Genomic DNA, 19815 nt, shown 5'->3' on the forward strand with positions numbered 1-19815 from the left:
GTCACCCCCGCCCCCGGGGGCGGGGACGGGGGTGAAGTGAGAAACAGGGAGGGGGTAGTTCCCTGCCCTCACAAGGCCTGCAGGCGCGCCACATCCTCTGGCGTCGCCTCGCGTTCGATGATGGTGCGGCCGAGCGCATCCTGCATTTTGAAGCGGCCGTTCTCGATCTCCTCCTGCATGCCGTCGGGATGGATGACCGTGATCTTGTCGCCGTCGACCTCGACCGTGTCGCCGGTCGCCGCATTGACGTGGGTGCCATGGTTGCCCTGGTTGCCCTTGGCTTTGCCGGAGTTGCCCTGGCCGGCGTTTCCGGAGCCAGAATTGGCGCCGGCGCCAGCCGAGGATGAATTGCCACCGCCGTTGCCATTGCCGCCATTGCCATTGCCGCCGCCGTGGCCGCCACTGTTCCCGCCGGCGGCGTAGGCCATCGAGGGAGCGATGCTGGCGGCGCCGTAGAGCTTGACGTGGGATGGCGCGAGCGTAAGCGCCAATGCCGATGGGGTCAGCAAGGCGAGCCATCCCAGGCGGATCAACGAAAGTCTACACATCCTCCCCCCGTGTCGGCCCTTTGGCGGTCTGGCCGAAACCGGCATTATCGAGAGGAACATCCATGCATCGACGCGCGCGCGAAAGCGGCCCACGACCCTTGCCTTGCCGGTTCGGACCTTTTTGCCGCCGGTGCCGGACTTATGTCGCAACGGCGTCGCCAGGCCTGACGTTGATCGGCACTACGCACAGGATGAAAACAACGCAAACGACGCCGGTTACAGGGCGTTAACCAACCCCCTTGGAAAACTGAAGGCAATTCTTTAAGATTGAAGCGCGCGAAAAAGCCGGACAGCAGCAACGAACCGCGATGCGCCAAGAGTTTCGTTTGTAGAAATGCAGCCGGAGCCCAAAAAAATACCCCCGCCAAAGGCGGGGGCAAGGTGAGTAGCGGGAGTTCTGTCATACGATGATCAAGAACCGAAGAGACGAAGCAAAAGGTGGCAACCTGATTTTGCAGCGCTGACCTACGGTCCCGAAAAGATCACTTCCAGATAGAACCTCGCTCTCACAAACTCTTCAAACGCGCCATATCGGCTGCGGTTGCCGCTCTGTCGACGATGGTGCGCCCAAGCGCATCCTCCATCCTGAAGCGGCCGTTCTCGATCTCTTCCTTCATCCCGTTTGGATGAGTAACCTTGATGCTCTTGCCGTTGACCTCGACCTTGTCGCCAGTCACGGTATTTACATGATCGACAGTGGCGGAGGCCTTGCTCGCGCTGTTGCCCTTACCGTTGCCACCGCTATTGCTGTTTCCGCTGTTCCCGTTCCCGTTGTTGCCGCCGCTGTTTCCGTTGCCGTTACCGCCGCTGTTGCCGCCGCCGTTCCCGTTTCCGTTCCCGCCATTCCCATTGCCGTTGCCGCCCTTGCCGGCATAGGCCTTGGTGGCGACTGGGCCGTCGATCGAGAGGTGAAAGGGCGCGATAACCAGCGCAAACGCCGTAAGCGCTCGCAAGACACACGTGCTTCCCATGCGCGGTTCGCGCATCCCACTCTCCCCATGCCGGTCACCCGGCCCGACTCCAAGCCGAAAACCCCAACGGCATTGTCGAAGTGAAATCATTCACAAATCGCAGCGCCTTGCGGAAGTGGCCCACGACCCTTGTCTTGTCGATTCAGACTTTTGCGGAAACGGATTCAGACTTAAGTCCAATTCAACCTCCGGATGTGGTCCTGCATGCGGGCACGCCAGGCTTGGAATGGCTTAGCCGGCTAGGCATGGCCGGGCCGACCAGGCATGACAGGGCACAGCCTTAAGCCGGCCAGGCACGGCTAAAAAGACCGGCTCCTGCCGATGCTGGCGACGCTGGGAGCATGGGCAGCAAGCAACGCGACACCGGCAGCGAGCTGGCCAGGAACGTCGAGGAGCTCTCGGCGGGCGCAGAAGCGGCGCTGGAAGTCACAAAGGGAAGGCTGCGCGCAGAGCATATCGAAGCGGCACAACGCCAGACGCGAACGCCTATTGGGGCGACGGCACCGGCGGCTTTGACGTGACGGCGGCGCCGAAGGCAGCGGCGATGACCGCCGCAATGCCCAGGCACTGCAGCGCCGTCAGGTTCTCGCGCAGGAACAGGAAGCCCATCAGCGCGCCCAGCGCCGGTTCCAGACAGGTGAGCGTGCCATAGACCCTGGCAGGCATCCTGGTCAGCGCCACCATCTCCAGCCAGAACGGCAGCGCGCTGGAGAGCAGGCCGACAATTGCGGCGCTCAACAGAATCGACGGATTGCCTAGCACCGGCGCCGCGCCGGCAAGCCCGAAGGGCAGCGACAGCACCGCGGCGATCGCCATGCCATAGGCGACGGTGCGCCCGCCGAGCTCGGCGCCGGCCTTCTGCGCAAAGACGATGTAGGGCGCCCAGCAGCCGCCGGCGGCCAGCGCCAGCACCACGCCCACGGGATCGAGCGCCTGACGCATATCGGCAAAAGGCGACAACAGCACGATGCCGGCCACCGCCAGCGCCACCCAGACAAAGTCCATTGCGCGCCGAGACGAGAGCGTGGCGACCAGCAGCGGGCCGGTGAATTCGAGCGCCACGCAGATGCCCAGTGGAATCCTGGTGAGCGCGGCATAGAAGAGAAGGTTCATGACGCAGAGCGTCACCCCGTAAGCGGCGAGCCACGGCCAGACGGCGCGCGACGGCCTGACCCGCCAAGGCCTGAGCACGGCCGCCAGCATGAGCGCGCCGGCGACAAGCCTGAGCATCGTCGTGCCCTCGGCTCCGACCAGCGGAAACAGCCCCTTGGCGAAGGCGGCGCCGATCTGCACCGACATCATGGCGCCGAGCAGCGCCACAAGGGGGATAGCGCCGGCTTCAGCCGCAGACTTTGCAATCGGCGTCGACGTCACCTTGCTTCTTCCTCCCCTGCCGCCTAGATCGCGCGCCAGCGTACCAAGGCATGGCTGGAGATAGGGCCAACCAGCCGGCCTGTCGTGAGGCACGGCAACCATGGTTGATGGGGCAAGGGCAATCGATTTCACGCTTGCGAAACCGTTGATGCCGACGGGACAGAGGGGACGAAAGAACGCAATGGCTTCATTTTGCGCCTTATTTCGCTGCATCGCACAAGCTAGCCGCGCCTAGCTCATTCGCCGCGGAACGGCTCAAAATCGAAAAATCAGAAGATTCTTATCGAAATACCACCCGCGCACTCGCAAAAGTTGCCAAGAATTTCTAAGAATACAACTCGATAAATACTTGAAAACGAGAAGAACAAGCGCTGTATCATTCACATGGCACTCCAGCCGCCGGGGGTGCCATTACCGAAAATGTCAAAATATGGGCGATCTTCAGCCATTTTTTCGACACCGGCATCACAGAAGTGTTTCAACATGGTAAACATTTTGTGTTGCGCTGCAGCATAGCGTGAGACAATCGTTGCCTGATTGGACAGGCGCGGTGGAGGTTCCGGTATATTGACCAGAGTGGGCTTTCCGCTGACCGGTTTCGAGGCCGCCCCGAGCGCAAGGCGCAGACCGCCGGCGGGCGATAGCGGAACGATGTGTCATTCCACTGCCTGCTGGCAAGGCGCGACATTGTTTCATCGGAGACATCGGATCGGCGGACGCGGCTGATGTCAAATCAGCGCGACATACAGCTCGATGCGCTGCGCGCCATTGCCGTGACGATGGTGCTGTACTCGCATTTCTTCGCCGCGGGCGGCTCCTCCTTCCTCGGCCATCTCGGCGTGCGGCTGTTCTTCGTGCTCTCCGGCTTCCTGATCACGCGGCTTCTGCTGGAAGCCCGCGCGGCCGCCGAGTTCGAAGCCGGGCCGGCGCTGCGTTCCTTCTACATCAGGCGGGCGCTGAGAATATTCCCGCCCTATTTCGCCGTGCTCGGCCTCGTCTGGCTGACCGATCTCGAACAGTCGCGTGGGTCGCTTCTGTGGCACGCGCTCTATCTCTCCAATTTCTGGTACGCGCTGCGCAACGAGTGGACGCCCTGGCTGCTCTGCCACTTCTGGAGCCTGAGCATCGAGGAGCAGTTTTATATCGCCTGGCCGCTGATCGTGCTTCTGGCGCCGCGCCGGCGCATCGAGGCGATCACCATCGGCGTCATCGCGCTCTCGCTGGCTTACCGTTTCTACTGGCCGGTGACCGCCAACACGGCGCTCGCCCGCGACCTGCTGCCGCCCGCCTCGATGGACGCGCTGGCTTGCGGCGCGCTGCTCGCCATGAGGGCTGCCAGAGGCGCTGCCCTGCCGCAATGGATGCAGCGCGGCTGGCCGGCCTTCGCGGCCGCGTTCCTGGCGATCCAGTGGTTTATCCCGGCGCCGGCCGATCCCATGCTGGAATGGGCCCATTGGCTGCTGCTGCAGGTGCTGCCGCTGGTCCCGCTGGTGGCCATTGTCGCCGCCTGTTCGTCCGGGTTTGGCGGCATCCTCGGCAAGCTTGCCGAACTGCCGGCGCTGCTTGCCCTCGGCCGCATCAGCTACGGCGTCTATCTCTATCACCCGATCCTCCTGGCCTATGCCGTCAAGGCGCAGCCCTGGATCCCGCTCAACGTCTCTGAGCAAGGGCCGGGGCGGTTCCTCGTCGCGAGCACCGCCACGATCGTCGTGGCGGCGATCTCCTGGCAGGTTTTCGAAAAGCCGCTCAACGGCCTCAAGCGGCATTTTCCCTATGTCGCCCGCCGTGCTGCCCAAGAGCGCGCAAGCAAGGCCGGCTGGTTCGGCAGGCCGGCCTATCCCACCGGATCGCCCGACGGCCGCGAGCCGCCGCGCAATCTCCGGCGAACGGGTGCCGGCCAATGACCGGCGCCCCGCTCGTTTCCGTTCTGCTGCCGGTTTACAATGCCGGGCCTTATCTCGCTGCTGCGATCGGCTCGATCCTGCGACAGGACTACGATCGCCTGGAGGTCATCGCCATCGATGACGGATCGACCGACAACTCGCTCGATATCCTCGAGCGACACCGCCAGGCCGACAACCGCGTTACGATCATCTCTCGCGAAAACCGCGGCCTCGTCGCCACCCTGAACGAGGGCCTGGCCACTGCCCGGGGCGAACTGGTCGCCAGGATGGACGCCGATGACATCGCTTATCCCTGGCGCCTGTCGCGCCAGGTGGCGCTGTTCGACCGGCGGCCCGAGCTCGGCTTCTGCGGCGCCGGCATCGATACCTTGCTGCGCGGCCGTATCGCCAAGGGCAGGCCTGATCCGGTGTTCCAGTTCAGCCTGCCGATATTGTCGATGTTCTTCACCGTCTTCATGCACCCGACGGTGGTCTACAACAGGAAGGTCATCGACGAGGGCAGTCTCCACTACGATCCCGAATACAGGCACGCCGAGGATTTCGATCTCTTCGGGCGGCTTGCCCGCCGTTTCCCGGCGGCGATGATGACGGAAAACCTGCTCGTCTACCGCATCCACCCTGGAAGCGTGACCAGCCGGCATACCGGGGACATGCGCAGGACGCATTTGCGGATCGTGGCCGAGAACCTGGAGCGCGAGGGACTGGCGGACCGCACCGAGGATCTGCGGGCCATCGGCGATGCCGTCTCGTTCGACACGGTCGCCCGCGCCGCGCAATACATCGTTGCGCTGGAAGAGCGGGTTTCCGCGCTGCCCGATGACATCAGGCCGAGCTTCGCGGCCGGTGCGCTCAACCTGTTCTACTTCCTCTACCAGCTCGTCGGCGACGAAAGGGAGCCTGCACTGACGCATGAATTGCTGACGCGAACCGCGAAGTGGAACGTCATTCGCCGCCGCGAACAATACGCGCTGCGCCCCGGACCCTGGGCGCCGTGGCTCAGCCTTGCCTCCATAGCGGCAGGAAAGCAGGCGGATGAGATGGCGCATTATTTCAAGACCAGGCCGGCCCAGGCGGTGCTTGCGCCTTATCAGCGGGGGTCGGCATGAACGACCAGCCGCATCCGCTCTTGCGACGCGATCGCCCGGCGCCCTCGCCCGTCCATCCCCGGCGGGGCCAGAAGCCGGCGTTCGAGGTCAGCTTCATCATCTGCACGCGCAACCGACTGGCCGTGCTCGAAGCCTGCATCAAGTCGGTCCAGGCCGCCTGCCGGGCGCATCCCGCCTTTGCTGCCGAGATGGTCGTGGTCGACAATGGCTCGATCGACCGCACTGCGGAACGCCTTGCCTGCCTGGCCGAGACCTCGGACATTCCGCTGACCGCCGTTTCGGAGCCGCGGCCCGGACTGGCGGCGGCCCGCAATGCCGGGCTGGCGCGGGCGCGCGGCCGCATTCTGGTGTTCGTCGACGATGATTGCGCGGTCGATCGCGACTACTTGCGCGACCTGATGCGGCATAATGCGAGCGGTGAGAAATGGCTGGTGCGCGGCGGACGCGTCGAACTCGGCGACGCCAGGGACCTGCCCTTCACCATCAAACGCTGTGAACAGCGCGAGCGGCTGACGCCTGCCGTCCACCCGGGCGGCTTCGTGCTTGGCTGCAACATGACCATGCACCGCGACGTCGCGGCCCGCATCGGCCCGTTCGACGAACGTTTTGGCGCCGGTGGCCCGCTGCGTTCGGCGGAGGATACGGACTACCTTGTGCGCGCAATGCTCAAGGGCATTCCTGTCGAATACGTGCCCGACATGACGATCTTCCACCATCATGGCCGGCGCGATCGCAAGTCGATCGACAGGCTGCACCGCGATTATAGCCTCGGCAATGGCGCGCTGTGCCTGAAGCATGTGCGGCGCGCGCCCTGGCTGCTGCGCCATTTCTACTGGGCCGCGCGGTCGGCCATGCGCGAGCTTGCCGGCGGCCCGCGCTTCGACCACGATCTCGGCCTGTCGCACTGGCCCGTCGTCGTCATGAACCTTGCAGGTGCCGCCAGATTTGCGCTGCTTTTGATAGTCGGATGGCGCAGGCAGCCACGGCTGCAACCGGATCGGCAGGCCAATGAAGCCGGCGCGGAGGCCAGAGCACGATAATGACGCTGATGCCGCCAGCCTTGCCGATGCTGCGCCGCGCGCTTGGCGGCGGGCTGCTGCGGCTTGTTCCCGCCGTGGTGGTGCTCGGTCTGGCGGGTGCGGCGCTTGAAGGCCTCGGCATCGGGCTGATCATTCCGCTGCTCGGCATCATCATGGGGCATGGCGACACAGCCGGCATGGCCGGCTTCTCCGCCCTCCTCCAGCAGATTGGAGCGAACCTAGGCGAGCGCGAGCGGCTGATCGCCATCTCGGCCGCGATCCTCGGCTCGATCGTGCTGAAGAACGTCCTTGCCTTCGCCAACACGCTGCTCACCGCGCATATTTACGGCAAGGCAAGCTATGCCATCCGCAGCGCGCTGTCGGAGCGGCTGCTGAGGGTCGGCTACCCGTTCTTCCTGCAGCAGAGCCCCGGACGGCTGCTCAACATCATCTCCAACGAATCCTGGCGAGCCTCGGACGCAATCCAGGCCCTGCTCGGCGCGATCGTCAGCGCCTCGGCGGCAATCATCCTGCTCGCCTTCCTGCTGCTCTTGTCCTGGCAGATGACGCTGCTGGTGACGCTCGGGCTGGCGCTGGTGCAACTGGCGCACGGCCTGCTGTCGGCCAATCTGAAGGCGCCGAGCCGCGGCGTCGCCGCGCGCAACAGCGCACTTGCCTCGCAGATGCTGCATCTGGTGCATGCCGGGCGCCTGATCCGCATCTTCGGCCAGGAGGACCGCGAGAAGGCGGTGTTCGACAGGGCCTCCGACGGGGTGCGGCGCGCCGCCTTCGTGCTCTCGACCCGTCAGGGCGTCTTGCCGCCGCTGACCGAGGTTCTGCACGCCATGCTGTTCCTGATGGTGGTGATCGGCGCGTGGCTCGCCAATGTCAGCTTCCCGCTGACCGCCGCCTTCCTGATCCTGCTCTACCGGCTGCAGCCGCATATGCGCGCCCTGCAGATGTCGTGGAGCCAGTTGCAAGGCCTCTCCGGCTCGCTGGAAGAGGTGCAATGGCTGCTCGACCCCGCAGGCAAGCCGGCGGCGCCGCAAGGCAGCCGTCCGTTCGACGGCCTGCGCCAGGCGATCAGCTTCGACGATGTCAGCTTCACCTATGCGGGCGCAGCCTCGACGCCCGGTCCGGACGCGCGCGGGGCGGTGCTGCACCAGGCCACGTTCAGCGTTCGCAGTGGCCGCTCGACGGCGCTGATCGGCCGTTCGGGTGCCGGCAAGACGACGATCGTCAACCTGCTCTGCCGCTTCGTCGAGCCCGATGGCGGCAGCATCCTTGTCGACGGGACGCCACTTGGCGAGATCGACCCCGGCCAATGGCGCAAGAACATCGCTTTAGCCAGCCAGGAGCTGGAACTGGTGGACGGCACGATCCTCGACAACATCGTCTACGGCCACGACACCGCCTCGGCCGGCGACGCCGAGCGCGCCGCAAAGCTGGCCGAGGCGCATGAATTCATCGAGCACTTACCGCAGGGCTACAAGACGCTGGTCGGCTACCGGGGCGTCAACCTGTCGGCCGGACAAAGGCAGCGCATCGCGCTGGCGCGCGCGCTGGTGCGCGATCCCGACATACTGATCCTCGACGAAGCCACCAATGCCGTGGACGGTCTGTCGGAAGCGGCCATCGTCGAGACGCTGAAGTCGCGCGCCGGCCGCCGCACCACCATCGTCATCAGCCACCACCACAGCACCATCTCGTTCTGCGACGACGTGGTGATCCTGAGCCGCGGCCGGGTGAAGAAGCAGGCGCCCTTCGCGGCACTGGCAAAGCTCAGCATGGACGAGCTTTACCAGCATGAAGCGGGGGAGTGAGGGGGACGAAGCGCTGAACAGCCAATCTCCCCCGTCGTGGGGGAGATGACGCACTCCGCCGCTTTCGCCTGCTTACGAAGTCGCGCGCAAATTGCGGTGGGCGCGCCGCCGGTGCGTGGCACGCGCCTTTTCGGCGACCACGCCCTTGATCTCGACCACCACCCCGTCGTCGCGCGGCCTGGCGCTGGCCGCGTCGTCGCGCGCCCTGGCCTCGGTGACCCGATGCAGCCGCTCATAGGGCAACAGCTCCTGGATGCGGGCATTGAGCGACGCGATCTCGGCGCGCAGGTCCTCGCATTCCTGCTTCTGGATATCGAGCTGTATCTGCTCGGACGCCTGCTGCAGCGTCAGCTGCGAAAGGTCCGCGCTCACGGTCGAAAGGCTTATCTTGTCGTTTTCGCTCTCGTTCATGAGGGCAGACAGTCGTTCATCGGCGATCTGCTTTTCGGCCATGGCGTCGCTCAGTTCCGCCTTGAGCCTGGCGACCTCGCCGGCGGCCTCGCCGTTCTCGTTCGCGGCAAGCTCCAGCCGTGACTGGAGGCCCTGGATCTCGGCACGCAGTCCGCTCATCTCGGCCTGGGCGCGCTCCTGCTCGGCCTGCCTGTCGGCTTCCACAAGACGGGCCGCTTCGGTCATTTCCGACAGCTTCGCCTGCGCCATCTCGAGCCCGGTCTGCAGCCGCATTTCCTCTTTCTCGCTTCTGACGAGCGCGGCCACGAGGTCAGCGATCCGCGCCGCTTCGCTGCTATGCGTGGTCATCAGTTCGTCGAGCCTGTGGCGCGCCTCGGCTTCGCGCTTCTGCGCCCTGTCGAGATCGATCGACAGGTTGACCTGCTTTTCCCGCAAGGTCTTGATCTCGCGCGAGCGCCGGTTGGCCTCGACCGTCCTGTCGGAAAGCGACTTGACGGCATCGCCGAACTCCGCCTCGCGCCTGGCGCTCGCATTGGCCGCCTCGACGAGTTCCAGCCTTGCCGCGGCCAGGGCGGTGCGAAGCGACTCGCGCTCCTGGACCAGGCTTGTCTCGCGTTGCTGCAGCACCTCGACGGCGCTTTCGCGCTCGCGCTGCTTTTTGACCGCATCGTGCAGCTGCTGCGAGAGCGCGCGTTGTTCCGCGGCCAGGCCGGTATTTGCAAGTTCAAGCTCGTTGGCGCGAAGGATGTCGCCGTGCAGGATGGTGAGGAATTCGCGCGTCAAATGGTGCGAGGTGCCGATCTCCGACAGTTTCGCGGTGATCTCCTCCAAATAGTCCTGCGCTTCGTGGAACAGCCCATCGACGGCGCCCAATGCGGCCAGCCGGGTTTGCGTGTGGGACGTCAGCCGTTGCACGGGCTGTCCTGTGCTGTCCTCGGGCGGCGGCTCGGCCTCGGCCACCTCGCCCTTGGTCACCTCGTCCTTGGCGCCCTCGATTTGCAGACTGTCGCCCTTTGCCTGGAGATCCTCATCCGGATCGTTTTCCAGCGACTCGAGAGACTCATTGATGGCTTCCGCCAGATCCGTCTGCAGCTCCTGGAATACCTTGTCTACATCTTCAGCACGCTTGATCAGGCTCTTGAGGTTCATGTCATACACCTCTTACTCTGCCGCTTACGCAAACCCCTCGTACTTAATGAATTGCTAATGTTTCTCCTTTTACATCCTATGCTTTCGTAGGGGAAGCCCCTGCCGGCTTGTAGGTAATTTGGGGACATTTTGGGGTAGATGCCGCGCGAGGCAATTTAGCCGCGGCCTTGGAAAAGCTAGGGTTTCACGCCCCCGCGACGTGGGAAGAGGTGGCTCAGCGAAGCCGGGACGGAGAGGCGGAAATGCCTCGCTCTAACGATCTAGAGGGAACCCGCCGGCGTGGCGAAGCCCCCTCTCCGGCCGCTTCGCGGCCACCTTTGCCGGGGCGAGCCACGGGTCTCGCCCGTCCTTCGGACCCCCACTCCGTGGGGGCGTGCAACCCTAGTTCCGCGAGGTCAGCCCCTCACCCCGCCATGGCCAGCGGCACGGCGCTCTTGTTGGGGATCTGGATGTCGATCTCCAGCGTCGACATGGTCTCGCCACGGTCCATTGAGACCTGCAGATAGTCCTGGTCGATCTGCACATGCTTGGCGATCACCGCCATGATCTCCTCGCGCAGGATGGAGACCAGATCGGGTTGGCTGCGGTTGCGGCGCTCATAGGCGAGCAGCACCTGCAGCCGCTCGCGCGCCACCGGCGCGCTGGAGCGCCGCTTGAAGAGGTCGAAAATGTTCATGCCGCCCTCCTTCCGAGCAGACGGTCGAGGAAGCCCTTGCGTTCGAAGGGCACCACGACGGGCAGTTCCTCGCCTTCGAGCCGCCGTGCCGCGTCGAGATAGGCCTTGGCGGCGGCAGTCAGCGGATCGGCCAATGTTACCGGCGAACCGAGGTTCGAGGCCCTCAGCACATCCTGGCTTTCGGGAATAATGCCCAAGAGCGGCGTCGACAGGATTTCCAGAACGTCGTCGATGGAGAGCATTTCGCCGCGCGCCGCGCGCGCCGCATCGTAGCGCGTGACCAGCACGTGCTTGGCGATCTGCTCGCCCTGCTCGGCCTTCATGGTGCGGGCGTCGAGCAGGCCGATGATGCGATCGGAATCGCGCACCGAGCTCACTTCCGGGTTGGTGACGATGACCGCCTCGTCGGCAAAGCGCATGGCAAGCTGGGCGCCGCGCTCGATGCCGGCAGGGCTGTCGCAGAAGACATAGTCGAACACCGAGCGCAGCCGCTCGATGACCTCGCCGACGCCCTCTTCGGTCAGCGCATCCTTGTCGCGCGTCTGCGAGGCCGGCAGCAGGAACAGCGTCTCGACCCGTTTGTCGCGGATCAGCGCCTGCGACAGCTTGGCCGAGCCCTGGATGACGTTGACCAGGTCGAACACGACGCGCCGCTCGGCGCCCATGATCAGGTCGAGATTCCGCAAGCCGACATCGAAGTCGACAAGCGCCACCTTCTTGCCGGTCTTGGCGACCGCCGCTCCCAGCGCCGCCGTCGAGGTCGTCTTGCCGACGCCCCCCTTGCCCGACGTGACCACCACTACCTTGCCCATGAAAAAGTGCCTCCGTTTTTGTTTCGTTGTCTTGTCGGTCGGCGCCGCCGCCGAGTTCCTGTCAGCTGAACGGCGCGATGCGCAGCATGCCGTTGTCGAGAAAGGCCTGGACCGCCTTGCCGCGCACCGACGGATCCATCTCCTCGGCGGTGCAATACCAGCCGTCGACCGAGAGCAGTTCGGCTTCGTTCTTGCGGCAGAAGATGCGCGCCGCGGAATTGCCGAGCCCGCCGGCCGAGGCGCGTCCGCGCAGCGTGCCGTAGACGTGGATGGAACCGGCGGCGACGATCTCGGACCCGGAAGCGACGGAGCCCAGCACGATGACGTCGCCATGCGGATGAAACACAAGCTGCCCCGAGCGGATCGGCGTGCGGATCATCAGCGTGCCGTCAGCCGGCAAGGCCGGCTTCGCCTGGGCGACTGCCCTGCCCTCGTCGGCCTTGTGCTCTTCAGCCTTGCCCTCTTCCGGCTTGCCTTCTTCCGGCTTGCTTGGGGCTGCCTTGCGGCCGGGCTGCAACAGCCCGTCGGCGGTGGCCTCCTTGGCGCCGACCAGCGCCGGCGGCAGATGCGACCCAAGCTCGGCGCCGCCATCCATCTCGATGGCATAGACGCGGATACCGCGATGACCAAGCACGCCGACCAGCGATTCGATCGCGGCGACATCGGGCTTGAGCGTGTTCAAATCGAGCACCACCGGACGGCCGGCAAAATAGCCGGGCGAGTTGCCGATCCAGCGATCAAGGCTCTCCAGCCACACATCCAAAGGCGCCTCCGGCGTCAGCGTGAAGGCGACGAAGGAGCGGGCGCGAAAGCGAATGGATTTGGTCTCGACGGGGGCGGCGAAGGTCACGGACAGCGATTCCTTACTGATAGGTAAACGCTAGGCCGGGCATGGTTAACGAAAGGTTAACGGAGGGGGTTGGAGGGAGAATTGGGAAGGGCCACTCCTGACAGCAGCCCGTTGGGGCGAACGCGCTACAAATGACGTAAGCCAGTTGAATTGCACGGTTGTCATAGGCTTGGCGATGTTCTATTTTTGTTCTCGTTTCCACGACTCGTCGCTTAGGTCATACAATGGTTGAGAGGGGCACCAATTCCATGTCTAGTGTTGCGCACATCGCTACGCCAAAACTCAGGGTCGTCGCAGACTCGGTCCTGCCGAGCACGCTACACGCTACAGTCCCTGAACGCGCGATGCGCTATCCCGAGCTACGCTACATGGGATCGAAGAAACGGCTTCTGCCTTGGATTTTTGAGGCGCTGAATGCCTTGGATTTCGAGAGCGCGATGGATCCTTTTTCAGGAACGGGCAGCGTCGCCTACCTTTTGAAAGCAATGGACAGGCGCGTCGTTTCGTCAGATTTTTTACGTTTTTCATCGATCGTTGCGCGAGCCACTGTCGAAAACAACACTCATCATCTCGATGGCAGGACGATCAAACGCCTCCTTACACGACCCAAGGACGCGGACGACTTCATTATTAAGACGTTCAAGGGCATTTTCTACACACCTGACGACTTGCGGTTTCTCGATCGGCTTTCGCACAATATTCGTGGCCTCGAGAATCTACATCAGCAAGCACTGGCCTATGCGGCACTGTTTCGTTCCTGTCTCAAGCGGCAACCGCGCGGGGTCTTCACCATTTCTGGCGATTTATCGCACTATGACGATGGCCGCCGCGATCTGAAGTTGTCCATCGAGGAGCATTTCCTCGAGCAGATCGAGGTCTACAATGCAACTGTGTTCGACAACGGCCGTCGCAATCAAGCGCTGCAAACCGACCTGTTCGACCTTCCCAATAGGGCGATCGATCTCGTCTATCTGGACCCGCCCTATGTTCCACGATCCGACGATAATTGCTATATCAAGCGCTACCATTTCCTCGAAGGACTTTCGAGCTACTGGCAAGATCAGCCGGTCGACATGACGACCAAGGTCCGCAAGATCGCAAAGAAGCACACGCCCTTCAGTTATCGCCGGACCGCAATAGACGCGTTTGATCGAATGTTTGCTCGCTTCTCGAAAAGTATCATCGCTCTTTCCTACAGCTCGAACGGCTATCCCGATCTCGTCGAGCTCGAGCGGCTAATGCGACGACACAAGCGAGACGTGCGGGTCTTCGAAAAGCCCCACACGTATCATTTCGGAACCCACGGCGGCGTCTCGCGCGCCAAGACCACCGAATATCTGATCGTTGGGCGCTAATGCAGGATCGTGACCAATCGCTGGAGGAAGTCGTCGAGGGATTGAGTCCTCTCGATGTCGATTGGATGGACGACATCGCGGCGAGTGCGATTGCGCGCCTAACAGCCTTGCCGAAGAAAGGCGAATACACTCGCAACGACATCGCTGCTCTACTCGACGACAACTTCACGGAAGGTCTCCTGTGCGCGCGGCTGTTCTTAATGCTGTCGAAAGACAGCATGGATTCCTTACTCCGAAAGGAGCTGCCGCGACGTGGCATAGGCATCAAGGGCTACGAAGCCGATCGGACGGGGTTCCTCGATGCGCTCGAGCGTATGGGCCTCCTCGTGAAGATGGAGACGGTGATCAACCATGAGCCCGTCTGGAGCGACATTCTCGTCGAACGTCTCCGAGCCGGTCGCGGGTCAGCCATCTCTGGCCAAAGGCGCGGCCGCGGGCTGGAGGATTTTGTCGAGGCACTCGTCCGTGAAGTTTTCGGCGATGCCTATGAAACTCGCTGCACCTTTACGGGGGCCGACGGGAAGTTGGCCAAGTGTGACGTCGCGATCCCTAGTCGGACACGCCCTTCGATCGTGATCGAGGTGAAGGGCTACGGCGCGACCGGCTCGAAGATGACAGACATCATCGGCGATCTTGATGCGATCATCGATGCTAAGCGCCATGGTACAAAGCTATTCTTCGTGACTGACGGCACGACTTGGAAGCAACGTATTTCTGACCTCAAGAAGATTGTCGACCGACAGAACCAAGGAAAGATCGATCGTATCTATACGACACAGATGCGAGAGCAGTTCTTGACAGACCTCCGGTCGTTGAAAGCGATCTTTTCTCTTTGAGCACGTGCCGGCGCCCTACCTAGTATCTCGATCGGCGACTCCGGCGGAACGTTCGTCCCCTGCTCGGAGGATGTGCATAGGCCGAACGTCGGGCGTTTAGTTCGGCAACCGCCCGCTCGCGCCTAAGTCCGACGGCGATCATTTCCACAACCGCGCGCGAATAGGAATGATCTGCTCCCGTTTCCGAGCCCCATCCAGAAACACTTCCCGCGAAACTGCCGCGATAATAGCCTGGCCTTCGACACGCTCCGGCAACAAACACCAGAGCATGCCCCGATTTTGTCCCGACATATCGCTTGCCGTCCCGATACCTTCGAAATCGAAGAAGACTGGCATAGTGCAATTCAGCCATGAGAAGGGGAAGCAATGCGCTGGACTGCTCGTAACGAAAACGCCCTTCAAAGGTACTGGGGGGAGTCTGAAGTGCCTGCGACCTTCGATAAAGCGCGGCTCGTCTTTCTTCAACCTCGTTCCGTCCACGACCCAGACCATATTCCGATGAAACGACTCGCGTGCAGCCATCTCCTGCATAGGCAGGTGTGAGTGCTGGAACTCGATAACCAAGCCATTTTCGGTCATCACATCCGCAATATGTTTCTCGTCGGCCTCGTCTCGCCGGATCACCTCCTGCCACTCTGGAGGAAAACTATTCTTCCAAGCGCGATGCCATAGCGTTTCCGGCTCCCACCACGGATCGCAGTTCCTGTTGCCGCGATGTGCCCAATGCCGAACCCTTTGCGTCCCGCATTTTGCGATCATCGGCTGCGAGCAGCCTGGGCAGAAAGCGATCAAGCTAGGCGAGGCCTCACATCGCATGTTGTTCACCAATGCAAACCGCATGACCTTCTCCAATTGAGGTTAGGGCCGCTCGCCATCCCAGGCGGCAGCCAGATTCTTGTTTGGGAAGCTATGTCGGCAGCGCGGCCAGCCTGAGCTGGTGCTGTTTCTTTTTATCTTCGACGTGAGGTCAGACCGTCGTCGGTTATCATGCGGCTCACGAAATGCCCGGCGCCGCTTCTTCTCAAGGCACAGCAAAACGTATCTGATCCGTTGGTTCAGTCAAGTTTGTGGTTCATCGAAGCCGACAGCCTTGCGCCATGCGCCAGCGATGGCCCGCTGCACCCGCCGCATCGCTGCGGCCCCTCGCTCTCCGCCCCCTCAATGCGGCTTGAAATACTGCACCTCGCGCTCATGCTTCTCGGCGGCCTCGCGGGTGTCGAAGGTGCCGAGGTTGCGTCGGCGGCCGGTCTTTCGTCATTCTTGCGCGAATAGAGCCGGTACTTTCCGGATTTGAGTTTCCTGATCATCTGTCGCGTTCGCCTCGAAACCGATTCAGCCCGCGGGCCTTGTTTTGATGCTCCGGACAAGGCGGCTAGTGGCGCGGGGGCGATCTCGCCAATGGCTGCGAAGAGTTCTCCCCGGCCGAGCGCAGGTCATCAGGCCGGGACGGTCGCTTCTTCGGCTTGGGCTCGACCTTTGAGATCGGCGACCTCGCAATCAGGTAGTCGGCCCGATTTGTCCGGTAGTCTTCCTTGTGGACAGTCGTCTTGTGGACAGACATTTTTTGTCTCCTGACAGAGGTCAACGCGCATCGGCGCCCACCTGTTCCCGCATGACGGCGAAGGCCGCTGGGGCCTGCCTGACAGAGGGGCCGCTGACGCGGGCCTGGCCGTTCGGTTCAATGCAGCCGGTAGCTAGAGCCGCCGTCGCGCCTTGAGGCTGCGCGCGGCTGCCTCGATCGCCGCGCGGTCACTGCCCAGCCTGTCGATCAGCTCCCGCGCCTCGTCGCCCGATATGCCGGTGCGCATGGCAAGTTCCTCGACCGTCAGAATGTCGGTGCTCGCGATCTCGCGGGTTTCCGGCAGGGCGTCGCCCGCCGTCAGCGGCAGGGCCGCCTCGCGGTCGATTTCCGCCTGGGCCTGGTTCCAGTGCCGCTCGTGATTGCCGAACAGCCGGCCTTCCCGTTCCCAGATCTCATAGGCACGCTGATTGATCTTTTCCAGCCGATCGTCGCCCATTGTCCGTTCCTCCATTTTTCTGAAACGCCGCGCGCGGCAGAACGATCCAAGGAATCTGCGCGATCCCACGAGCGGCATCCTCGTCACGCCGCGAGTTGCAACTCGCGGGCGGCCGCGATCATGACACTCGCCAGCAAGCCGTAGGCTGCCTCCCAGGCCTCGCGCACCGGCGGCGTAAAGGCGGGGCCAAGGCCGGCCGCCAACGTCTCGATCAGCGCCTGGCCGACGATCGGGTGCTCCTCGACGCCGTAGCCGACGTGCCGCCTGGCGAACTCGCGCACGGCTGGCAGGATGGTCGATCCAGCCCATGCACGACGAAACCCAGGCCGGCCTGATGCGATCTGAGCAGCAATGATTTCGGCAGGACCGGAAATCGGTCTGGAATGCCACAAAGTATAATGCCACAAAGTTACAATGTCCCGCCCAGGTTGTGGACACTTCCTTTTCAAGGGCGCACTCTTAGATTGCGAAACGCAGCTAGAGTTTCGCCCAACACTTCACATGCTTGAGGTGCGCCGGTGATTGTCTGACCCATCCGGATACTTCCGGCTGGGCAGAACTTTCATTGTGTCGCCTATCCGCGGTCAGGCTACGGCCTACGCACGTTGCAGCCTGTTCCCGGATCAACTGGGAGGTAAACAACATGCATAGAATTCAACGCAGAGAACTTCTTATTCAAGGAAGCGCGGCTCTTGTCGCAATCGCTGCTCTCTCGCGTCGCGCTTACGCTTTTCCAACACAGGCGGGCGAGGACGTTATCCCGTGGCTGGATCAGCCGACCGAAAATCCCAATCCGGATGGAATCAAGACGCAGCTTGTCTGGGAGGATCTGGATAGCTGGATAACGCCAAACGACAAGTTCTTCAGCATCTCGCATTTCAATCGACCAACGATCGATGAGAAGACCTGGTCCATGGAGATCGGGGGCCTGGTCAAGAAGCCCCTGAAGTTGACGCTCGCCGACATCAGGGCGCGGCCGCGCCAGGAGGTTGTTTTCACAGTGGAATGCTCGGGCAACCACGGTTTTCCGTTTTTCACCGGTGGCATCGGCAATGCCCGTTGGGCAGGGACGCCTCTCGCGCCGATCCTCGAGGAAGCCGGCGTGCTGGAGAAGGGCATCGAGGTCGTCTTTTTCGGGACCGACGAAAGCGAGATCCCGATACGCGACGTCAAGATGAAGCAGAACTTCGCGCGCAGCATGTCGCTCGCCGATGCGATGAACCCCGACAATCTGCTCTGCTATGAAATGAACGGCGCCGCCTTGCCGGCGCCCAATGGTTTCCCGCTGCGGCTCATTGCTCCGGGCTGGTACGGCATCGCCAACGTCAAGTGGCTGAAGCGCATCGAGGTTCGCGACACAAGGTTCATGAGCGTTATGATGGCCCGCGACTATGTCACCATCCGGGAGGAAGACCACAATGGCGAGACCGTGTGGGCCGAGACCTCGGTGGGCCGGGCGCTGCTAAAGTCGGCACCCGCGAAGGTCACCCGGAAAGGCTCGGATTACGCCATCGTCGGGGCAGCGTGGGGGGCACCGATCGACCGGGTCGAAGTGCAAATCGATCAAGCGCCCTGGGCGCCGGCGACCATCGATCACAGTGAGGAGGCCGAACACGCCTGGAAAATCTGGTCCCTGCCCTGGGCAAACCCGTCGCCGGGAGAACACACGGTGACCTCGCGCGCGGTCAGCACCACGGGACAGGTTCAACCAGCAATGGACGATCCCTTGATCACCAAGAAGCACACATACTGGGAGAGCAATGGCCAGGTGACGCGGCGCGTCAAGATCGCTTGAGAAATATCGAAGCCAATGCGTCGCGAAGCCTGCAGGAGACCAGCGACGTGGCGAAAATTGTCATGCCGACGCGGCCGCGCGGCATGACATTTGGGGGCGTCGTCAGCGGTGCATCGTGCGCGCCAGTCGCCGGCCCCTCAATGCCGCTTGAAATACTGCACCTCGCGTTCATGTTTCTCGGCGGCTTCGCGGGTGTCGAAGGTGCCGAGATTGCGGCGGCGGCCGGTCTTTTCATCCTTCTTGCGCGAATAGAGGCGGTATTTTCCGGATTTGAGTTTTCTGATCATCGGTCTCTCCCGGAAAGGAGGATGGCCCGGTTGTCGCCAGGCCCTGGCTCATTTTCAGTCGCGGTGTTCAGGCATGGCTTTCAGCTGGTCCTTGGTCCAGTTGGTGACGGCGTGGACGTCACCATCCTCGTCGCGCATGAAATCCAGCTGGCTGGCGGCAACAGCGACAGGCTTGGCGCCGATGCCGAGAAAGCCGCCGACGTCGATAACGACCTGAGAGCCGTGCAGATGATCGACAGAGCCGATCTTTTCGTCGTCGGGGCCATAGATGGTCGCGCCTTCCAGTATGGAAGGGGTCAGCTCGGCGTTTGAAAGTCGTACGTGGCTGGTGTGGTCCATGACAGGGTCTCCTTCGGGTTATGAAGGAGGAACCGGCGACGTGGCCAAGAGTTCCGAAGGAGCATAGGCAGCGCCAGGGTAGCTACATCCCTGATCGCTCGACTGGCCTTCAAGTTTCAAAAGTTCGAACGACCCGGGCTGGAAGTGCCAACTTCGGACGGATCAAGAATACCTGCTTGCTGGGCCTTTCGACGGATCACCATGCTGTGTCCAGAGCCCATTGCTCCTAGCGGTTCGGACTGTCCCTCAACGCAAAATGGAAGAAGAGAACGCACGCCAGCAACGGCACCACCCCGCCCACGAAATCCTGAACCGTCAAGCCGAGGAAATGAACCACCACAAATGCCATTTTCGATCACCCCTGACAGTGTTGGGTGTAGAACTTTTAGAACAGGCTAGAGCGGAATGAATTGAGGCTGAATCGGCTGGGATTCCCTAAGGCTTGGAAATCTGATTCAACGTGCTGGCTGGACAAGGAGGCCGGCACGGATGGGCAAGCCTTACTCGATGGATCTTCGCACCCGGGTTGTCGCGTCTGTTGA

At 62.6% G+C, this 19815-nt stretch carries 21 protein-coding genes; 8 read left to right on the forward strand and 13 right to left on the reverse strand.

The annotated features are described in order from the left end of the window. Positions 1-68 precede the first annotated feature (68 nt). The 3 genes from AC04SI_RS30865 to AC04SI_RS30875 all read right to left on the reverse strand — a co-directional run bounded on the left by AC04SI_RS30865 (position 69) and on the right by AC04SI_RS30875 (position 2893). Positions 69-509: a hypothetical protein gene (locus tag AC04SI_RS30865; protein WP_404282773.1), complete on the reverse strand. Its 441-nt coding sequence runs from the start codon at positions 507-509 to the stop codon at positions 69-71. Between the two features lie 545 nt (positions 510-1054). Further along, positions 1055-1534 carry a hypothetical protein gene (locus tag AC04SI_RS30870; RefSeq protein WP_404282772.1) on the reverse strand — a complete coding sequence of 160 codons (480 nt, stop codon included), beginning with the start codon at positions 1532-1534 and terminating at the stop codon, positions 1055-1057. A 471-nt stretch (positions 1535-2005) separates the two neighbouring features. Further along, on the reverse strand, positions 2006-2893 hold the full coding sequence (locus AC04SI_RS30875) for an EamA family transporter (protein ID WP_488475531.1): 888 nt from the start codon (positions 2891-2893) through the stop codon (positions 2006-2008). 725 nt (positions 2894-3618) lie between these two features. Here AC04SI_RS30875 and AC04SI_RS30880 point away from each other — a divergent pair. The 4 genes from AC04SI_RS30880 to AC04SI_RS30895 are packed head-to-tail and all read left to right on the forward strand — an operon-like array spanning position 3619 to position 8745. Beyond that, positions 3619-4797, forward strand: coding sequence for an acyltransferase family protein (locus AC04SI_RS30880; protein ID WP_404282770.1), 1179 nt, complete (start codon positions 3619-3621; stop codon positions 4795-4797). Next, positions 4794-5903, forward strand: coding sequence for a glycosyltransferase family 2 protein (locus AC04SI_RS30885; protein WP_404282769.1), 1110 nt, complete (start codon positions 4794-4796; stop codon positions 5901-5903). The genes AC04SI_RS30880 and AC04SI_RS30885 overlap by 4 nt, the downstream gene beginning before the upstream one ends. After that, the gene (locus AC04SI_RS30890; RefSeq protein WP_404282768.1) at positions 5900-6943 is read left to right on the forward strand and encodes a glycosyltransferase family 2 protein; all 1044 of its coding nucleotides are present in this window, start codon (positions 5900-5902) and stop codon (positions 6941-6943) included. The genes AC04SI_RS30885 and AC04SI_RS30890 overlap by 4 nt, the downstream gene beginning before the upstream one ends. Further along, positions 6943-8745 (forward strand): ABC transporter ATP-binding protein, encoded by a 1803-nt coding sequence (locus tag AC04SI_RS30895; RefSeq protein WP_404282767.1) that lies wholly within the window; start codon positions 6943-6945, stop codon positions 8743-8745. Before AC04SI_RS30890 ends, AC04SI_RS30895 begins: the two co-directional genes overlap by 1 nt. 72 nt (positions 8746-8817) lie before the next feature. Here the strand turns inward: AC04SI_RS30895 and AC04SI_RS30900 are convergent, their stop codons facing one another. The 4 genes from AC04SI_RS30900 to minC all read right to left on the reverse strand — a co-directional run bounded on the left by AC04SI_RS30900 (position 8818) and on the right by minC (position 12643). Then, positions 8818-10305: a coiled-coil domain-containing protein gene (locus AC04SI_RS30900; protein ID WP_404282766.1), complete on the reverse strand. Its 1488-nt coding sequence runs from the start codon at positions 10303-10305 to the stop codon at positions 8818-8820. A 403-nt stretch (positions 10306-10708) separates the two neighbouring features. Continuing rightward, positions 10709-10981: a cell division topological specificity factor MinE gene (gene minE, locus AC04SI_RS30905; RefSeq protein ID WP_006201441.1), complete on the reverse strand. Its 273-nt coding sequence runs from the start codon at positions 10979-10981 to the stop codon at positions 10709-10711. Then, complete coding sequence (gene minD / locus AC04SI_RS30910; RefSeq protein WP_006201442.1) at positions 10978-11793, reverse strand: septum site-determining protein MinD; 816 nt, start codon at positions 11791-11793, stop codon at positions 10978-10980. Before minD ends, minE begins: the two co-directional genes overlap by 4 nt. Positions 11794-11854: 61 nt before the next feature. Next, complete coding sequence (gene minC, locus AC04SI_RS30915; RefSeq protein ID WP_404282765.1) at positions 11855-12643, reverse strand: septum site-determining protein MinC; 789 nt, start codon at positions 12641-12643, stop codon at positions 11855-11857. A 344-nt stretch (positions 12644-12987) separates the two neighbouring features. On the opposite strand from minC, the gene AC04SI_RS30920 reads away from it, so the two are divergent. Next, positions 12988-13998 (forward strand): DNA adenine methylase, encoded by a 1011-nt coding sequence (locus AC04SI_RS30920; protein WP_404282764.1) that lies wholly within the window; start codon positions 12988-12990, stop codon positions 13996-13998. Then, positions 13998-14834 carry a DpnII family type II restriction endonuclease gene (locus tag AC04SI_RS30925; protein WP_488475532.1) on the forward strand — a complete coding sequence of 279 codons (837 nt, stop codon included), beginning with the start codon at positions 13998-14000 and terminating at the stop codon, positions 14832-14834. Before AC04SI_RS30920 ends, AC04SI_RS30925 begins: the two co-directional genes overlap by 1 nt. A 138-nt stretch (positions 14835-14972) precedes the next feature. Here the strand turns inward: AC04SI_RS30925 and AC04SI_RS30930 are convergent, their stop codons facing one another. Beyond that, positions 14973-15674, reverse strand: coding sequence for a competence protein CoiA (locus AC04SI_RS30930; protein WP_488475533.1), 702 nt, complete (start codon positions 15672-15674; stop codon positions 14973-14975). A 147-nt stretch (positions 15675-15821) separates the two neighbouring features. On the opposite strand from AC04SI_RS30930, the gene AC04SI_RS30935 reads away from it, so the two are divergent. After that, entirely contained in the window at positions 15822-16106 is a 285-nt protein-coding gene (locus AC04SI_RS30935; RefSeq protein WP_404282835.1) for a hypothetical protein, read from the forward strand. A 422-nt stretch (positions 16107-16528) separates the two neighbouring features. On the opposite strand, the gene AC04SI_RS30940 is transcribed toward AC04SI_RS30935, so the two are convergent. Then, positions 16529-16852 carry a DUF2934 domain-containing protein gene (locus tag AC04SI_RS30940; RefSeq protein ID WP_404282761.1) on the reverse strand — a complete coding sequence of 108 codons (324 nt, stop codon included), beginning with the start codon at positions 16850-16852 and terminating at the stop codon, positions 16529-16531. Between the two features lie 83 nt (positions 16853-16935). Beyond that, on the reverse strand, positions 16936-17244 hold the full coding sequence (locus tag AC04SI_RS30945; protein ID WP_404282760.1) for a globin domain-containing protein: 309 nt from the start codon (positions 17242-17244) through the stop codon (positions 16936-16938). Between the two features lie 251 nt (positions 17245-17495). Here AC04SI_RS30945 and AC04SI_RS30950 point away from each other — a divergent pair, with 251 nt between their 5' ends. Continuing rightward, positions 17496-18647 (forward strand): sulfite oxidase, encoded by a 1152-nt coding sequence (locus tag AC04SI_RS30950; protein ID WP_404282828.1) that lies wholly within the window; start codon positions 17496-17498, stop codon positions 18645-18647. Positions 18648-18784: 137 nt separating this feature from the next. On the opposite strand, the gene AC04SI_RS30955 is transcribed toward AC04SI_RS30950, so the two are convergent. The 3 genes from AC04SI_RS30955 to AC04SI_RS30965 all read right to left on the reverse strand — a co-directional run bounded on the left by AC04SI_RS30955 (position 18785) and on the right by AC04SI_RS30965 (position 19622). Continuing rightward, positions 18785-18934, reverse strand: a complete 150-nt coding sequence (locus AC04SI_RS30955) for a hypothetical protein (protein ID WP_126043134.1) — start codon at positions 18932-18934, stop codon at positions 18785-18787. Positions 18935-18988: 54 nt separating this feature from the next. Beyond that, positions 18989-19273: a PRC-barrel domain containing protein gene (locus AC04SI_RS30960; RefSeq protein WP_120018064.1), complete on the reverse strand. Its 285-nt coding sequence runs from the start codon at positions 19271-19273 to the stop codon at positions 18989-18991. Positions 19274-19499: 226 nt separating this feature from the next. Then, positions 19500-19622 (reverse strand): hypothetical protein, encoded by a 123-nt coding sequence (locus tag AC04SI_RS30965; protein WP_404282759.1) that lies wholly within the window; start codon positions 19620-19622, stop codon positions 19500-19502. Positions 19623-19815: the final 193 nt, after the last annotated feature.

The organism is Mesorhizobium sp. CNPSo 4689, from assembly GCF_057784325.1.

Bases quoted from the DNA above. Each gene is read 5' to 3' on its own strand.
- minE (WP_006201441.1), bottom strand. From the start codon at position 10,981: ATGAACATTTTCGACCTCTTCAAGCGGCGCTCCAGCGCGCCGGTGGCG.
- AC04SI_RS30955 (WP_126043134.1), bottom strand. From the start codon at position 18,934: ATGATCAGAAAACTCAAATCCGGAAAATACCGCCTCTATTCGCGCAAG.
- AC04SI_RS30950 (WP_404282828.1), top strand. From the start codon at position 17,496: ATGCATAGAATTCAACGCAGAGAACTTCTTATTCAAGGAAGCGCGGCT.
- AC04SI_RS30890 (WP_404282768.1), top strand. From the start codon at position 5,900: ATGAACGACCAGCCGCATCCGCTCTTGCGACGCGATCGCCCGGCGCCC.
- AC04SI_RS30870 (WP_404282772.1), bottom strand. From the start codon at position 1,534: ATGCGCGAACCGCGCATGGGAAGCACGTGTGTCTTGCGAGCGCTTACG.
- AC04SI_RS30935 (WP_404282835.1), top strand. From the start codon at position 15,822: ATGCGGCTCACGAAATGCCCGGCGCCGCTTCTTCTCAAGGCACAGCAA.
- minD (WP_006201442.1), bottom strand. From the start codon at position 11,793: ATGGGCAAGGTAGTGGTGGTCACGTCGGGCAAGGGGGGCGTCGGCAAG.
- AC04SI_RS30930 (WP_488475533.1), bottom strand. From the start codon at position 15,674: ATGCGGTTTGCATTGGTGAACAACATGCGATGTGAGGCCTCGCCTAGC.
- AC04SI_RS30960 (WP_120018064.1), bottom strand. From the start codon at position 19,273: ATGGACCACACCAGCCACGTACGACTTTCAAACGCCGAGCTGACCCCT.
- AC04SI_RS30920 (WP_404282764.1), top strand. From the start codon at position 12,988: ATGCGCTATCCCGAGCTACGCTACATGGGATCGAAGAAACGGCTTCTG.
- AC04SI_RS30895 (WP_404282767.1), top strand. From the start codon at position 6,943: ATGACGCTGATGCCGCCAGCCTTGCCGATGCTGCGCCGCGCGCTTGGC.
- AC04SI_RS30925 (WP_488475532.1), top strand. From the start codon at position 13,998: ATGCAGGATCGTGACCAATCGCTGGAGGAAGTCGTCGAGGGATTGAGT.
- AC04SI_RS30940 (WP_404282761.1), bottom strand. From the start codon at position 16,852: ATGGGCGACGATCGGCTGGAAAAGATCAATCAGCGTGCCTATGAGATC.
- AC04SI_RS30900 (WP_404282766.1), bottom strand. From the start codon at position 10,305: ATGAACCTCAAGAGCCTGATCAAGCGTGCTGAAGATGTAGACAAGGTA.
- AC04SI_RS30885 (WP_404282769.1), top strand. From the start codon at position 4,794: ATGACCGGCGCCCCGCTCGTTTCCGTTCTGCTGCCGGTTTACAATGCC.
- AC04SI_RS30880 (WP_404282770.1), top strand. From the start codon at position 3,619: ATGTCAAATCAGCGCGACATACAGCTCGATGCGCTGCGCGCCATTGCC.
- AC04SI_RS30965 (WP_404282759.1), bottom strand. From the start codon at position 19,622: ATGGCATTTGTGGTGGTTCATTTCCTCGGCTTGACGGTTCAGGATTTC.